This is a genomic window from Bifidobacterium sp. POST2/T3 (B1) (assembly GCF_058197115.1).
Genome location: NZ_JBVPQK010000034.1, coordinates 1 through 15,764 on the forward strand (window position 1 = coordinate 1; position 15,764 = coordinate 15,764).

Sequence of the window (15,764 nt, forward strand, 5' to 3'; positions counted from 1 at the left end):
GAGGGCTGTCAGGAGACCACCCATGACCGCCAGGCAGGCCAGAGGCATGCCCGACAGACCCAATACGACAATGCCGACGATGGCAGCAGTGTTGGCTCCGGCAGTAATGCCGATGATGTCCGGGCTGGCCATCATGTTGCGCAGGAGGTGCTGGAAACCAATCCCGGCCATGCCGAATGCGATGCCGGCGACACAGCCAATTAGTGTCCGGGGCATGCGCAGTTGGAGAATCACGAACCTGGTGCCTTCGTCTGACCGCCCCCAAACCGCTCCAAGCAGGTCGTTCATGGAGTAGACGCGATGTCCTAGGGCCAGATCGGCCAGTGCGAGAGCGACCAGGAGTATCACAAGTAGGACGGTAACTGTCAGCGAACGAATGGCATGGGCCCGTCGTATCCGCTGCAGGTCGGTCATCGCATCGGGTTTACCCGAATCATGAAGGAGACAAGCATCCATGCCTATACCTCCGTGGTTTTTCTGCGCCCGGCCAGAACCACGAATACGGGAGCTCCAATTAGTGCCGTGACGATGCCCACCTCCACATCGGATGGACGGGTGATTATCCTGCCCACCACGTCGGCACCAACCACCAGGAGGGGGCCGATGAGGATGCTCAGGGCCATGATTCGCCTGTAGTCGGGTCCTATGAGCAGTCGTGCCACATGGGGGACCACCAACCCGACGAAGCCAATCGGACCCGCCAACGCCGTACAGGAGGCGCAGAGGAGTATAGCCGCAAGCCAGGCCAGGCTGCGGACACGTCCGACGTGCATCCCCAGCCCTTCGGCCATCTGGTCCCCCAGGGTCAAGGCGTTGATTCCGGGCGTCAGGCAGAAGGCGAGCAGCAGCCCAAGAGCAAGAAGAGGCAGGACCGACATCATGAGGTCGAACCGGGCGCCCGAGATTCCGCCCACTTGCCAGAAGCGATATGAGCTGATGACGTTGACGCGCGGCAGAAGGATGGCGGAGGTAAGGGACCCCAGTACAGAACTGATCACGACACCGGCCAGGGTCAGCCGCAGGGGCGATGGGCCGGATGGACCCAGGGATCCTATAGCCCAGACGACCAGTGCGGTCATCGCGCTGCCCAGCAATCCCACCCAGACATACTGGGCTGGTGTTGAAAGGGAGAAGAAGGCCATGGAGCAGACGATTGCAAGAGCTGCCCCCGTGTTGAAGCCTAGAATCGACGGGTCCGCCAGCGGGTTGCGGGATATGCCCTGCATCAGGGTCCCGGCCACCCCGAGCCCGGCACCGACCAGGATACCGAGGACGGTGCGGGGGATTCTTAGGCGGATGGCCGAGACCGCGATGTCATCCGAGGAGGCGGACAGGGCGTGGAGGATGTCGGAAGGGCTGACGGAACGGGAGCCGAATACCAGGGATAGGGCGCAGACTATGACCAGACAAGCCGCCAGGATCAGCCCGGACAAAACCATGGGTCCGGTTCTCTTGCGATGCATGACGGCCTGTCGAGTATCAGGGCGCGGTGTCATTTCTGACCTCATATCGGCGCTCCCTCTTCCTTTTCCAACCCTTCCCTGCGGGGCCGAATCAGATCTTGGCGGCAGCCTCGCCCAGAAGCCCGGCGTAGGTATCGGTTGTTTTCTGGATGGACAGGGCTGAGGGGTCAAGGGCGTTGGCCATCTCGCTGTCGTTGTCGATGACCACGACGGATCCGCGCTCGACTGCGGGAATCTTGGAGAGGAGGGGGTCCTTGCGCATCGCTTCAAGCAGGTCCGGGGTGCCGTAGGTGACGATGATGTCGACATCCTTGTACCTGTCGGCATGCTCGGAGGAGATCTCCTTGTAGAAGTCCTTGGTGCCCTTGGAGTCCTCCTTGATGGACTCCGGAGTCTCCAGTCCCAGGTCGTTCAGGAATTGCGGCCGGGCGTCTGAGGTGGTGTAGACGCTGAACTTGGAGAGTTTGGAGGCATCGAAGTACATGACCGCCCCGGTCTTCCCCTTGATGGCTGAGTGGGCCTCTCCGGCCTTTGCGATGCGCTCCTCTAGGTCTGCTATTAGCTTCTTGCCCTTTTCGGGTTCTCCGATGGCCTGGGCCGTGGCGGTGATGACCTTGCGCCAGGGGTCGCCCCAGGCAACCTTCTGATAGGCGATGGTGGGCGCGATCTTGCTCAAGGTGTCGTACTGCTTCTTGGTCATGCCGGAGAGCAGTCCGATGATCAGATCGGGTTTGGATGCGGCGATGGCCTCGGCATCGATGCCGTCCGATTCGTCATGCAGCTTGGGCATGTCCGCCTTGTTCACATGCATGGCGTCCAGGGCGTCCTTGGTCCAGGTCAGGTATCCGCCATCGACGGTCTTGCCGAAGGCATTCTTCTGGATGCTGACCGGCACGACCCCCAAGGCGATGAGGTTGTCGGGAGTGGCCCATCCGACGGTGGCGATGCGCTTGGGCTTGGAGGGTATGGAGGTGGTGCCGTAGACGTGGTCGATCTTGATGGGGAAGGAGCCTTGCTCCTCCGAGGCTTTTGGCTGGCCGGATTGGCCTGCCTGCGAGCCCGACCCGCAGGCTCCCAGGAAGAACAGGGCGCTTGCCAGCACCAGGATGACTGCGATAGTGCGCTTGAATCGAGTGAGGGAAAGGAATGGTCGAATGTGCATGTGGTTCCTTTGATCGTGCTGTCGAATTGGCATGGTGCACCAGAGCCAGACACCAGATGTAGCATCGGCGCGACGGGAAGAAAAGAGTTGATTTCCCTGGTTGCATGTGTTAAACGGAGCATCTGCAAAGGCGGTAGGCAAATGCCGATCCCAGCGTCTTTCTGATCAAGGGCATGGGTAGCCTAATGACCCCAGTCTTCTCTGCTGCTCCTTACACGGTTCCCAACCACTTCTGTGCGGCGTATATCAAGGTTTTTCAGACGGGTTCACACTGGACGTGATGCATAAAGGCGGTCCTCTGCGATTGTCATCATTGGCCGGGGAACCATACCCCGGCCCGGTGTATAGTGGCAAGCGGGTTCCTGCGGGAGCCTGGATACATGCATGGGGATGGGCCCTTGCGGTCCCGATTCCCTGCGACCTTTGATTATCAGTGGATGGTGAAGTCATATGACTGCCGGCTTCCTTTGCGAGAAGCTGATCCCGGGCAGGGTCCTCTGAAGCCCTTTAGGCTTTGTAGGCCCGCTGGTTCAAGCCGCCCATAGGGGCGGCGATTCCGTTATGCCCGGTCTGGCGCCCCTATGAGGCGTCTCTCGTGGTACTCCGGACCGCATTGGTTCGATCCTGATTTCGATCACGGTCTGGGTGCGCATGGATTTGTAGACACAGAGCACGGAAACGGCATCTAATTTTGATTGATTTCATCAAGCATTTCAACATAAGTAGACGTGAAAGCTGCAGGTATCCGCAGGCCGGAGGCGATGACAGTCCGGCCCTGGCCCTCTCACATGTCTGGCGGTCCTTCGCCGGAAGGCGAAGTAGGCGGAGGGAGGGGCCTCCCACAGTCCTATCGGACATCAGCCTGAAGGTGGACCGGGGAAAGATACAGGCCTTGGTCGGTCTGAACGGGGCCGGCAAGACCACCCTGGTCAAAATCGCTTCCACACTTCTAACCCCTACTCGTGGCGAGGTGAGCGTGGACGGGGTGGATGCCCTTGCCGATCCGAGCCAGGCCCGGAAGAGATTGGGGCTGGTGCTCGGTGGGGACAGGGGTTTCTACCCCAGGGCCACGGTAATGGCCAATATGCGCTTCTTCGCCGACTTGGCAGATGTGCCCTACCGGCGGAGGGACAGCGAAATCGGCCGTGTCTTGGAGGAGGTGGGTCTGAACGGTAAGGAGCGCCATGCAGTATATGAGCTCTCGCGGGGTCAGACCCAGCGCCTCCACATAGCAAGGAGTCTCTTAGGCTCCCCAAGACTCCTCCTCCTGGACGAACCAACTGGTGGCCTGGACCCGGGCGTGGCCCTGCGAATCCGCAGCCTGATCCGTTCGGTGGCGGATTCGGGGGTGGGCATCCTCCTGACCAGCCATGGCATGGAGGAGGTGGAGGAACTGGCCGACCGCATAGCGGTCATCGACTCGGGCAGAATCCTGGTCAATGGATCCCTGGAGGTCGTCCGGCGGTTCGCCGACGTGGGCTGGGTGGCTTCCTTCACCTTAAGGCCGGACCAGTTGGCCGACCCCGGTATCCTGATTGGCTGGGTCGGCCGGCGCGGCGTGGTCCTCACACGGCCATCAGGCCCCAACTGGATGGTATCCATCCTCTGGAAGCGAGCCTCGGAGGAGGGATCGGGGCCTGCCGGTGCAGAGCCGACCCGTCTCAGACGAGAAATGGCCCGGTTCTTCGCGGACCGATCTCTCGACTGCCCGGCGGACCTCATGGTCAGGCCCGCAGGTCTGGAGGACGCTTTCCTGGCCCTGGCCGCCCGTCCAGGCGCGGAGGCGGATCTTTGATGAGGATGCTCAGGGAGGCCGCCTTCCAACTGCGCGAATACACCAGAACCACCTACTTCATTGAGATCCTCCTGGTAGCCACCCTCTCAGCCTGCCTGGTCCAACGGTTGGGAGTCAGGGCCTGGGGATCCGATCCCTACCAGGGGTTTCTCCGTTCGGCCGTCATGGGCCTGTGGACCTCCTGCACCTCCGCCGCAGGTCTGATTGGTTTCGAACGGCGCAAAGGGACCTTGGCTCATCTCATGGTCAGCAGGTCCGGCCTCCGGCCTGCCATCCTTGCCCTGATCTCTTCAACCGCCACCTTTGGCCTGCTGGCTTTTCCTCTAGCCGGTGTGGCCTGGTTGATTCCAGGGCCGGGTGCCCTCCTGCCGACCGAGCTGGGGGAGCATTGGCCGGTCCTGGTCCTGGGGGTGCCCCTGATTTGGCTGGGAGCCCTGGTCATGGCCCTGGCTGTGGCCTGTCTCTTCGTCATGACCCCTTATGCCACGGCCTATGAAGGCCTGGTCCTTGTCCCCTGTATGGCCCTGTCAGGGGTTTTCGAGGGTCCGACGAGAACGATTGACCTGGGGGAGGGGTTGAAGAATCTGATCCCCACCCGGCCTGCCCTGTCCATCATGAAGGCAGGTGGCATTGCATCCGATCCAGGGGTTTCCATCCTTTGGTGGGACCTGGCCTGCTGGCTGGTGGCCCTACTCCTGTGGATCAGCCTGGCCGCCCGCCTTGCCAGCATTTCCGAGGCCAGAGCCCGGCGTGACGGCACAATCGAGGTGATCTGACGTGAGTTGGGTTCATAGGATGCTCACCGTCGCCAATGTCAGCTGGCGCTCTTCCATGCCTGCTGGCCGGCCCCTGGCCCTTTTGGTATCCCTGGTCGTTGTCCCCATTCTGGACGTGGCCTGCCAGCTCATGCTCGGAGGGAGCCTGAATTCCCCGGCCCTGGCTCGCATCGGATACGCCGGTGGTCTGGTGACTGCAGCCTGCCAGGTGGCGACTGTCATGGCAAGCGGTATGACCATGGACAGGGAGGAGGGAATCATCTCGCAGGTCCTGATACGCCGTCCGATGGACCTGGCCTACTGGATTGGCCTGGGTCTTCCGGGTGTGGTGGCTGCTTCGTTCACAGGGCTGGTCGCCCTGGCCGGAACCCTGGTCCTGAATGTCGGACACAGCCCGTCCGATTTTCTCCGGGCCCTGAGCCTCCTGCCCACCGCCCTATTTGCAGGTTTGGCCTTGGGACTCCTTGTGGGTGGCCTCGGCCTGCTGACTGCGGATTTCTTCGCCCCGCTGAATGCGGTTACTGTCCTACTCCCGGTGGCTGTGGGTGTGGTCGTGCCCGCTGAAGCCTACCCGGCCCCACTTCGTCGGTTCGCAACCAACCTCCCCTTGGGGGTCACGGTCCAGGCCGTGGAAGATTATGGCCTATCCTGGACGGCGGTCCTCCTTGCCGAGGTCATCAGGGGGCTGGTGGAGATAGCCATCGGTCTAGCGGCCTCTGTAGCGGCCCTGCGCAGAATACGGTCAGGGCCTACCTGAGGTTGTGATCAAGCCAGCGGCAATTGGCTGTCCCGTGACCGGATTTAAAAGGTAGGTTAAACTGTGCACAGTGCACACATGCCCTCCTACTTTCCTCCAGGGCGAGCCCGAAAATGCCGACGTTTTCGTCTGTCTGCCGGTCCCTTTCTTGAGAGTCTGATACATGAACCGTTCTGTTGATTTCTGGCTCAGGTGTTCGACTAGTAAGACATTATTCCTGATTCAGGGATAGCATGTGTATGAGTAGCGTGAAAAGTACGTAAATATGTGGAATTTGCGTCTGTCACTGTCTGCTGTGGTGGGGGTCAGATTATGAAATGCAGTTCGATTTTCGGCTTCCCACTTTTATGGCTCGCCCATTGCCGACTCCTTAACGAGCCCTTTCTGAAATTCTTGAGGAACACAGAGAGAAATTAAAATACAAGCTACCCTTGAGGAATGCAAGGATAGCCTGTATTCGTTCAGTTCAATGCCGCACCGAATGCCTGTTGCACCTCATCCGAATCCTTGCCGGATATTGGCCTGCCAGTTGCTGTTTCAATGGCATGCAGCAGTTTCTTTGCGCGGTCTACGATGAAGTTCTGAAAGTCATCCGCCCGGAGCAGATCATGGTTAATCCAGTGGGATTCGACATATCTGTCAAGGTCGGCCGTCGTCACCGAGCCCTTTTTCTCAAGCTTACCGAGGTAGACAGATGGAGCGTATCCGCCGATTTCACGGTTGCTGCTTGCGGAGATGGGCGTCTTGTTCACGACGCTGTTCCACTGCCGCTTGTCATACCTCTGTTTGATGCAATAGTCTTTCGGGAATATATGGTGGATGTCTATCTTCTCATTCGAAAATGTTGAAAAGTCCATTTCTGCCCCAGAAATGAAATCGCGGGCATGGTTCTTTAGTATGAGTGCCATCACACCCTTGTAAGCGGCCGACTGGCGGGACTGCAGACCGAGCAGACGCATCGGATTGAAATAGAAATCCGTCACGGTCTTCGGAACTTTTCCGCCATCAATCCACTTCACGACCTGGACAATGTCATTCGCATATCTCGTTTCATTTGCTGATCCATACAGCTCGCCGAATACTCCGCACCAGTACCACTGCTTGACCAAGTTCTTGACAGTAACCCTGTGAATCCGATTTCCGTCCTTGAGTACAGTGCAGATAGTGGAAAGCGGAATAAGTTGAGCACTATAGGGAAGGTCATCGTTTGAGAAGATTCGCTCTTCCATCAGTAGTTTTTCGGCAATTGAGAAGCCTTCGCACAGATTATTGGCGTATTTCTTATATTCATCAAGTTTCAGGGACAGCACATCCCTCTTCTTACAGCTGACAGTTCCTCCGGCCTTAAACGATGACAGTAGGGTCAGAGCTGTCAGAAAATCAGTCGCTGTAACCTTCGACAACAGGTCGCCGGAGAAGTATTTCTCCTTTCTGTTCTCCCAGTCTTTTCTGAGCGGGAAATCATCCATTGCAAAGATTGCTGTAACAAGTTCAAATACCGTAAGTGAGACACCGCCGGTGTTGACGTTCTCAAAGACCTGGCACACAGCTTCCTTAGGCGTAGCCTTGTCAAGGCGGATAACCGGTATCTGATACTGCTGCGTCGGCTGAATAATCTTCGAGAACAGCTCTGTGAATTGCTTTATCACATCAGTGTCATAGCTGTGATACGCATAGTAGCCATTTTGCCAATTCTGTTCCTCGGAAGTATCAAGAATGATATTTAGCGGGAACATTTTATTCTTGAACTCCTGATCACGCGTGGTAAGGTCTGTTGAGATTTTTCTGCCGAAGTCCGATGTAATCTGCCTATTGGCAGGAACAGAAACCACAACTTCTTCGTCGTCCGACTCCGGATTGAGTGCCTTAGCGATATTCAGGTAATAATAGCGGTCAATCTCCTTACCCTTATCTGTCCTCGTGTGAACTGGGTGTCTGCTGTATAGTGCATTGTAAAGAGATGTTAGGCGCTGCTGACCATCGAGGATAAGCTCATCCGGCTCCGTCTTTGGATTTGCTGGTGAGCCTTCAATTGGCTTATGCTTAAAATGGATACTCTCATTTCCATATTCAAGAAACATCGCAGCGCCAACGGGAAAGTTGTGGATAACGCTTAGAATCAGTGATCGAATGCGTCCATCATCCCAGACCCAACCACGCTGGAAGTCAGGAAGCTGAGCAGCACCGCTGTCCACTTTCTTCAAGAGTTCTGTAAGCTGCCTGTCATTTGTCTTCATCGGTGTCTTTGTCCTTTCTTCTTTTTATCTTTATCCCTCTGGTTTCTTGCTCGAGGTGCTGAAGTTTATCTTCACGGTTCATTTTTCTGAAAAATTAACATTTCCGTACAATCGGCACATTCCAGATGTCTATCTGCAGCTGCTTCTGCACTTTCCCTTCTCTTGAAACATTATAATCAAACTTTTTCTGCCGGAATTCGTGTTCCGTGGACGGCGTTGGACCTCGTTGTCGTGTATCTGCATCCTCATGCCTCTGCTAGGAAAACTGTCTACTAGAATAACATATCTTATTTCGAAAGAATGATATTCGGTTTAGCGGGGATATTTGCTGTATTTTTGCTGTACCTGTAACCTTTCAAGAACAGGTACTTTCCGACAATTTCCTCAAGTCTGGTGTTATTTCCTCGTATTTACGACATATTGGCATGCCGCTGTTTATTCATCAAACTGTTAGATAACGGCATCGCTTCCTTGTACCATACTTTTTTGAATATCCTTTTGAAGATAAGCAACGTTATCGCTTCTTCAAGTTGTTCCGCTGTACGCTCTGATTTAATCAGCGTCCCGAGTTCGATGTTCCTCTCTTGCTCACGGTATGGCAGATTTGCCGATGTGATTAGTATCTGTTTCGTATCTGCGGTTCCGCTCCCGTCCACATGGTGCGTTGTGTAATCAGCGGTGGCTCACACCTGCAGACGAGCGACTGGATACGTTACGGCGATTCGATGAATGGGAACGCCTCAATCTAGAATGGAGCCTTTCTCTCCGTGAACGGACTCCGGTCAGTGTTTACATGCTCGTTTTCAGGTGCGGGTGCCGCAAGAAGTCTCAACGCCCAATTGAATTGAGGCTTTTCTCAATCGAGATAAGTTACACACACGCGGACCACGTCCGAAGTTGATGTTAGCAGAGAGCCCGGCATTACGCTCATTAAATCCAGTGCCGCCAAGGAATCGACGGACAGTAAGAAACGCCCGTCAATACTGCTTGCTCGACGAGGCTCTCTGCGAGGATACGGAATACAACATAAACGACGATTCTGCGGAGAAGCTCAGACAGAATGAACTTCGAACACATCAGCGGAGCATTCTTTCATCTCGTTGAAATCCAGTAGTAGCGCTTACCATGCTCGCTGGTGCGCAATCGTCCGGCTGGGGCCAAGGACTTCAAGACAGGACACGAATTAATTGGGGCGGTGTGGAAACGATTCAAAAATTCTGTTGAGAAATACTCAGAGAACGTCTTCCGAGTGTCCATGTAGTGAAGGGAGACACTTCCGCTTTCCTCGCTTATACAAGGAAAGCGGAAGTGAAGTCGCATGAAACTTGCGCTAAGAATCAGCATCGCGTAAAAGCTGAAGGGGAATGGAATTGCCTTCGCGAGAGGTCTGACTGGAGACAATCGCCACGTCACTGTGGCCGTCCCTGGTGACAACGTTGAGGAACAGCTCATTAAAGAACAGAAAACAGGCAGGGATGAAGCTTAACGAGATTAGCACCAAGACCATCCGGTTTGCCGACCAGATCCAAGCGGACGAGGAGACTGTGTAGATCTTATACGACACCGACAATGGCGAACAGCATATCAGCAGCTTACAGATAAAGGAGTGTTTAAGTCCTCTCTCGACTCGCAAAGCGCATTCTGAACCTTCGTTCCGAAGAAACGGAAATTAAGACCGAGGAAACAAGACTCAAGGTCTAACGGGAGTGGAGCAGCAAACGGGTGGAGAAGCTCATACAGAACCTTGCCCGTGGGCGCAGGTCAGTCTTGATATTGGCGAGCAGATCAGAGGGGTTAATGCGAAACCATTTTTCCACCACAGTGTCGTTGCTTCCGAGTCCTGACTGTTTTTCGGACGGCTATGTATAATGGTACTTCCATTGCCTGCCGTGTATTCGGCTACATTAAGACAGTCGTCAGATTTTCTGATGAGAACTAAATGAGAACTAGTAGAAGAGCAGCCCAACAACATAGGACTTGAAATCCCAGCCGTGCATAGAATTTCGTAACTCATCGCTTATTCTTCAGATGCTCTTATACAGTTCTGCCCGGTCGGCTCTCCTTGGTACGGCATTCCTTGTACTCCAGGCGCTCCTGTGTGTGCGATATTGATAGATAGATGAAGGTACCGGCTAGGCCGTACTTATTTACAATCTCAGCATTTATTTACTGAGCTGAACAGAAAACGATTAAATCAATCAGTCTGGTAAAGCCAGCAGGAACGGCATGATTGATTTGGCTTAATGATGGTGTGAGAATCCGTTTCGACTCCTTTATCTTTCTTTATTTTCGGTCTTTAGTCTGGCTCCTGCCACACGGAAACGAATAGGAGCTGACCATGCGTTACATATTGCGGACCGAGGGGCTGACCAAGGTCTTCGGCCACGGACAGCGGGCCGTCGACCAAGTGTCCCTGCATGTGCCTGAGGGCGGAGTCTACGGGCTCCTGGGCCCAAACGGGGCCGGCAAGTCCACCACACTGAAGATGGTTACAGGCATGCTGCACCCTACTGGCGGATCGATGATTCTGGACGGGCACCCCTGGTCGCGCAGGGATCTCTACGACATCGGCGCCCTGATCGAGCAGCCGCCCGTCTACCCCAACCTGACGGCCCGCCAGAACCTCAAGGTGCGCACAACCCTCTTTGGCCTGCCCGATGAGCGGATCGACCAGGCGCTCTCCATTGCCGGACTGAGCGATACGGGCTCCAAGAAGGCTGGACAGTTTTCCCTGGGCATGAAGCAGCGCCTGGGGATAGCCAACGCCATCCTGACCAGACCCCGTCTGTTGATCCTGGACGAGCCCACCAACGGGCTGGACCCGCTGGGGATCGAGGAGTTGAGGGGAATGATCCGCAGCTTTCCGCAGCAGGGGATGAGCGTGATTGTCTCCAGCCATATCCTCTCCGAGGTGTCAATCCTGGCGGATCATATCGGCATCATCGCCGATGGTCGCCTGGCCTATGAGAATGAACTGCACGCCGGGGAGGACCTGGAGGGGCTTTTCATGGACGTACTCAGGAGGTCGCGATGAACGAGCGGAATGCCAACGAACTCGTCCAGCAGGATACAGCTACTTCAGACGACCGAGTTGTGACAAAGGCTAGAACGCGGGGAGGAGGCATCTCCTTTGGCAGGGTTCTGGCGGCGGAGATCATGAAGGGCAGATCGGCTGCGCCTAGGCGGATGGCTTTGGCCTTCCCTCTGGTGCTCATTGTCATCGTGGCTTGCTTCGCGTTCGGACTGCACATCTGGATGCCCTCCTGGGTCAACTACTGGTATGTTCTGCTCCTTCCGGCCATGACTGCTCTGATAAGCGTTGCCGTGGCCAACATCGACGGAAAGCAACGGTGGAGGACCACCCTGTCCCTGCCTGCAGCGCCCGTTCTGGTCTGGTGGGCCAAGATCGTCTACTGTCTGCTTCTAGTCGGCCTTGCTACCTTGCTGGCTCTGGGTCTTTCGGCAGTCATGGTCGCCGTCTCCAGGGTCCAGGGCCCCTCCATAGTTGATTTCGTAGTCAGCGCCCTGATGCTGGTCCTGGCATGCTCCTGGATGATACCGACGGGACTGGCGCTTACCGCCCGATTCGGCGTTCTGGTCGGATTCGGCCTGCCTTACATGGCGGACCTGCTGGTCTCGATCACCTTCTGGGGGAACCAACGGCTCTGGCCCTTCCTGCCGCCCGCTGCCATGATCAACCTGCCGGTGCCTTTCATGAAGGTCATGCCTGATGGAGTGCCGCTGGAGACCGAAGACAACAGTCCGATCAAGGCTGCACTGTCTGTCTTCGGCGGGCAGAGTCTGACGGCCTTGGTGGTCTGCCTGGTCTGGTTCCTGCTCCTGTCCGTCCTGACGGGAATCTGGTTCTCACGAAAGGAGACCAACTGACATGACTGGGATGACAGTTGGCCGTGTCGTAGCCTCGGAAATCGTGCGATTGCACGGATCTGTGCTTATCGCCATCCATGTCGTCTGCGGACTGGCGGCCGGACTCGTCTGCGGCGCCTACTTCGCCGCAGCCCCCTATGACCCCGGGCTGGAGACCGATGCCTTCTTTCAGGTCCTGGGCGCCTTCATGCCCCTGATGGCCGCCATCGTCGTTGCCATAAACATCGAGACTGAGCGGGATGCCGGCGACATGGCTAACCTTCTGGGGATTCCCAGCCGCCGTCTGGGTCTGGCAGCCAAGATCCTTGTGCTCTGGCTGCTGGGTCTGCTGGCTCTTGCCTTGGCGGCGCTGGCATACTGCCTGCCCATGGCTCTGACCGGCGGATTGGGTGCGCCGATCTCGGCTGTCGCGCTCGCCACCTTGGGTATGGCAGGTGGCTCCCTCTGCCTCTACCTCTTCTCCATCGCTCTGGCCCTGCGCTTCGGCAGAAACGCGACCATCGCCATTGGGGTCCTCGGCACTGGGATATCCATCAGTTCCCTCGGCGGCCTCTTCAATGGCCTGTACGGCCGCACCCTGTCCGGTGTCGGGAGCACTCCTGGGATCAGCCAGTGGATACCCTTCACCTGGCCTACCAGGTTCGGCTCCCTGGGGATTGAGCAGGCTCTGGCCTTGGCTATGCCGGGAGGGGAGGGTCTGCGTGCTTCAATTGGCGTGACGGCTCTGGATAATCTGGTCCCCTGCCTGGTCTTTACCCTGACCCTGGGCCTGGCCCTCCTGCTTTGGATCGGCAGGTTCGAGGATCGGCGTAAGGTCAGCGATTAGACTGGGCCGCAGGGTGCCCGGTTAGCAAGAAAACCGTCCTGCAAGAAATCAGGCTTGCAAGAATCCTGGCCCACAAGGTGTTCATTCTCCAAAGTGGCTGGGCCGAGTCGGCAAGCGCAGAAAAGGAGCCAATCGTGGCTGACGTGCACGCCGAAGGTTTCCCTGGGAGCGATCAGCATCGGGCTTCCATCCTGGTGGTGGACGACGATCCAAGGATCACCACCCTGCTGATGGCTGCCCTGTCCAAGGACGGCTATGCCGTGACCGTAGTCAACGAGTCGCGTGAAGTCGTAAGCATGGACCTGTCCTCGGTCGATCTAATCCTCTGCGATGTCATGATGCCTCACATGGACGGCTTTGCGCTCCTGGCTGCCATCAGGGAACGGGTGTCCTGCCCGATCATCTTCCTGACGGCCAAAACCGATGAAGACAGCGCGGTCCTGGCCTATGGCCTAGGCGCCGACGACTATATACGCAAGCCTTTCGGCATTGCAGAACTTCGAGCCAAGGTCAGGGCTCGGCTGTCCTGGGGCAGTCGGCGCGGGCGCCCGCTCCTGCATTTCGGCCCCTTGGACATGGACCTTCAGGCGCGGCAGATCAGGGTGGACGGGCGCAACGCCAATCTGACGGATGCGGAATACCGCATATGCGCCCTGCTGGCAGAGCACCCGGGGCGGGCCTACGCGCCCATGCAGATATGGGAGGCCTGCCTGGCCGCAGAGGATGATCCGGCCGCCGATGATACGGGCAGCGATGTCACGGCTGTGGTCAGAGTGCATCTGAGTAATGCCCGGCGCAAGCTCAAGGCCCTGGGGGTGGACCCCATCAGGACCATATGGTCGGTGGGTTACCAATGGGTGGCCTGACCGACGGTGTGCTCGAGTCGTCCAGGGAGCAGAGCCCCGACGGCAAGAGCTGGGAAAGCCGCAAGGGAATGCCCATTGTTCTGCTGATCATCAGGTACTTTCTCTACGTGCTGCTGATTCTGGCTCTGCTGTTCGCCGGCATTTATATGGTCTGGATAAACCTGGGGGCCAGGGGCGACTTCTTCTGGGCCAACTATGGCGAGCAGCATCTGGAGGAGGTCGGGCAATCCATCGGCCGTTCGACCGCTATTGACGAATCCATGATTCCCGCCGCCTATTGGTACCGGACCTATGACGATCAAGGGCGTCCCACTGGGGGAGATATGACGGGCGGCATGGCCAGCGAGGCCGACCAGCTGGCTACCGACCATCGGGAGCACAGGGCATCTAAGCCATCGGAAGAGCAGACAAAGAAGACGGGACGGCCCCTTGCCACTCGTGAAAAGCCGGACGCGACCTACGTCGTCTATGCCACAGCCGATGGGCGGCCATGCGTCCTGGCCTATCGGGTTCAGCCGCAGTGGGCATCGAGGCAGACCCGGGACCGCTATCCCAATCCTCAGAATCTTCTGCTGGCATCTTACGGGGTTGCTTTGCTGCTCACCCTCTTGTCGGTCGGATTGCGGGCGGCCCATGTCATATCATCCAAGCTCAAGGTCTTCAACCAGGTGGCTGACGATATAGGGCGGCAGGATCTGGATGCCTCACTGCCCCGTAGCAACGTGCTGGAGATCAACCGGGTGCTGGGGTCCTTCGACAGGATGCGCGTCACGTTGAGGGAATCGCTGGAGAAGACCTGGACGGCCCAGGAGTCCCAGCGTCGGCAGGTGGCGGCCCTGGCACATGACCTGAAGACACCGCTGACCATCATGCGAGGCAACGCGGACCTGCTGGGGGAGACTGGGCTCAGCCAGGAGCAGCAGTCCTACCTGGACTCCATTGAGGATGCCATCCGCGAGATGGCCGACTATGCCCAAGCCATCAGCCAGGGTTCCGTGGGCACCGCTTCACAGCGATCCGGGGTCACGACAGTTGCCTTGAGAGATATGGTCGACAACCAGGCCCAGGGGTACCTCAATGCTCGAGGTCTGCGACTCGAGAGGGATGACCGCCTGGGTTCCGATGCCGGACGGGTTTCCGGTAATGATGCTGACCTTGCCAGGGCGATCATGAATATCGTCGCCAACGCGGCTGACTATTCTCCGGACCAAGGCCTGGTGACGCTGACCTGGAGGCTGGAGGATGGCCAGGAGGGCGGGCGCGATTTGGTGGTGACCGTGCGTGACCAGGGTCCAGGATTCAGCAGCCGGGCTCTAGCCCATGCCACGGAATGGCTCTATCAGGCCGATAGCAGTAGGCACGGCTCCGGCGGCCACCATGGCATCGGTCTGGCTGCAGCGCGGTCGACTGTAGAGAGTGTTGGAGGCCGTCTGACCCTGGCCAATGCAGCAAGTGGCCAGGGCGCAGTAGTCACTGTATCTTTGCCAGTGCAGTGACTGGGGCAGGGTGAATATCGGTTACTACAAACTCCGTGTCCGGTTAAGAATTGCACATTGATAAAGATCCGGAAATAGTGTTGACCATGGGCCGATAATTATAAAAACTTCAATTTTTTAGTAATCATTTTAGTAATCAATTACTAAAGTTTGCCATTCTTTAGTAAATCTGTATGATAAAGATAACAGAGATTATCAATTTGTAGGGGCCTGTATGCAACAATCAGATGACGCTGAACAAAACGATCTGTCGCTGGAGGAGGTTGTGCGTTCGATTCAGCGCAAGGGTTGCGAAGGCCAATCGATAGAAGTCAAAGCCGCCAGCCAGGGGACTCCGAAGGTGTATGACTCGCTGTCGTCGTTTTCCAACCAAAACGAGGGCGGCATCATCGTATTCGGGCTGGATGAAAGTCTTGGATTTGAGGTTGTCGGCGTCCATGACGCGCAGGAGCTGGAAAAGGCGGTAACGGCACAGGGCAAAGAGATGTATCCCGAGGT

13 protein-coding genes are annotated in these 15,764 nt (G+C 57.0%); 9 read left to right on the forward strand and 4 right to left on the reverse strand.

What is annotated here, in order from left to right:
- The 3 genes from AC0AP0_RS03070 to AC0AP0_RS03080 all read right to left on the reverse strand — a co-directional run.
- A partial coding sequence (locus AC0AP0_RS03070) for an iron chelate uptake ABC transporter family permease subunit (RefSeq protein WP_490429344.1) occupies positions 1 to 456 on the reverse strand: 456 nt, incomplete at its 3' end.
- A 2-nt stretch (positions 457 to 458) separates the two neighbouring features.
- Positions 459 to 1,508, reverse strand: a complete 1,050-nt coding sequence (locus AC0AP0_RS03075) for a FecCD family ABC transporter permease (protein ID WP_490429345.1) — start codon at positions 1,506 to 1,508, stop codon at positions 459 to 461.
- A gap of 46 nt (positions 1,509 to 1,554) precedes the next feature.
- Complete coding sequence (locus tag AC0AP0_RS03080; RefSeq protein WP_490429346.1) at positions 1,555 to 2,625, reverse strand: iron-siderophore ABC transporter substrate-binding protein; 1,071 nt, start codon at positions 2,623 to 2,625, stop codon at positions 1,555 to 1,557.
- A gap of 775 nt (positions 2,626 to 3,400) precedes the next feature.
- Here AC0AP0_RS03080 and AC0AP0_RS03085 point away from each other — a divergent pair.
- From AC0AP0_RS03085 to AC0AP0_RS03095, 3 genes are read left to right on the forward strand one after another with little or no spacing between them, the layout of a single operon-like run.
- Positions 3,401 to 4,420, forward strand: a complete 1,020-nt coding sequence (locus AC0AP0_RS03085; RefSeq protein ID WP_490429355.1) for an ABC transporter ATP-binding protein — start codon at positions 3,401 to 3,403, stop codon at positions 4,418 to 4,420.
- Positions 4,420 to 5,196: a multidrug ABC transporter permease gene (locus AC0AP0_RS03090; RefSeq protein ID WP_490429347.1), complete on the forward strand. Its 777-nt coding sequence runs from the start codon at positions 4,420 to 4,422 to the stop codon at positions 5,194 to 5,196. The genes AC0AP0_RS03085 and AC0AP0_RS03090 overlap by 1 nt, the downstream gene beginning before the upstream one ends.
- Before the next feature lies 1 nt (position 5,197).
- Complete coding sequence (locus tag AC0AP0_RS03095) at positions 5,198 to 5,953, forward strand: hypothetical protein (protein ID WP_490429348.1); 756 nt, start codon at positions 5,198 to 5,200, stop codon at positions 5,951 to 5,953.
- Between the two features lie 461 nt (positions 5,954 to 6,414).
- On the opposite strand, the gene AC0AP0_RS03100 is transcribed toward AC0AP0_RS03095, so the two are convergent.
- Complete coding sequence (locus AC0AP0_RS03100; protein ID WP_490429349.1) at positions 6,415 to 8,190, reverse strand: GmrSD restriction endonuclease domain-containing protein; 1,776 nt, start codon at positions 8,188 to 8,190, stop codon at positions 6,415 to 6,417.
- Between the two features lie 2,338 nt (positions 8,191 to 10,528).
- Here AC0AP0_RS03100 and AC0AP0_RS03105 point away from each other — a divergent pair.
- From AC0AP0_RS03105 to AC0AP0_RS03130, 6 genes are all read left to right on the forward strand, one after another.
- Positions 10,529 to 11,224, forward strand: a complete 696-nt coding sequence (locus AC0AP0_RS03105; RefSeq protein ID WP_198207916.1) for a lantibiotic protection ABC transporter ATP-binding protein — start codon at positions 10,529 to 10,531, stop codon at positions 11,222 to 11,224.
- On the forward strand, positions 11,221 to 12,078 hold the full coding sequence (locus tag AC0AP0_RS03110) for a lantibiotic immunity ABC transporter MutE/EpiE family permease subunit (RefSeq protein ID WP_490429350.1): 858 nt from the start codon (positions 11,221 to 11,223) through the stop codon (positions 12,076 to 12,078). The genes AC0AP0_RS03105 and AC0AP0_RS03110 overlap by 4 nt, the downstream gene beginning before the upstream one ends.
- Before the next feature lies 1 nt (position 12,079).
- Positions 12,080 to 12,904: an ABC transporter permease gene (locus AC0AP0_RS03115; RefSeq protein ID WP_490429351.1), complete on the forward strand. Its 825-nt coding sequence runs from the start codon at positions 12,080 to 12,082 to the stop codon at positions 12,902 to 12,904.
- 134 nt (positions 12,905 to 13,038) lie between these two features.
- Positions 13,039 to 13,770, forward strand: coding sequence for a response regulator transcription factor (locus AC0AP0_RS03120; protein WP_490429352.1), 732 nt, complete (start codon positions 13,039 to 13,041; stop codon positions 13,768 to 13,770).
- Entirely contained in the window at positions 13,758 to 15,266 is a 1,509-nt protein-coding gene (locus AC0AP0_RS03125; RefSeq protein ID WP_490429353.1) for a sensor histidine kinase, read from the forward strand. The genes AC0AP0_RS03120 and AC0AP0_RS03125 overlap by 13 nt, the downstream gene beginning before the upstream one ends.
- Positions 15,267 to 15,480: 214 nt before the next feature.
- Positions 15,481 to 15,764 (forward strand): AlbA family DNA-binding domain-containing protein (locus tag AC0AP0_RS03130; protein WP_490429354.1); only part of this gene is annotated, 284 nt, incomplete at its 3' end.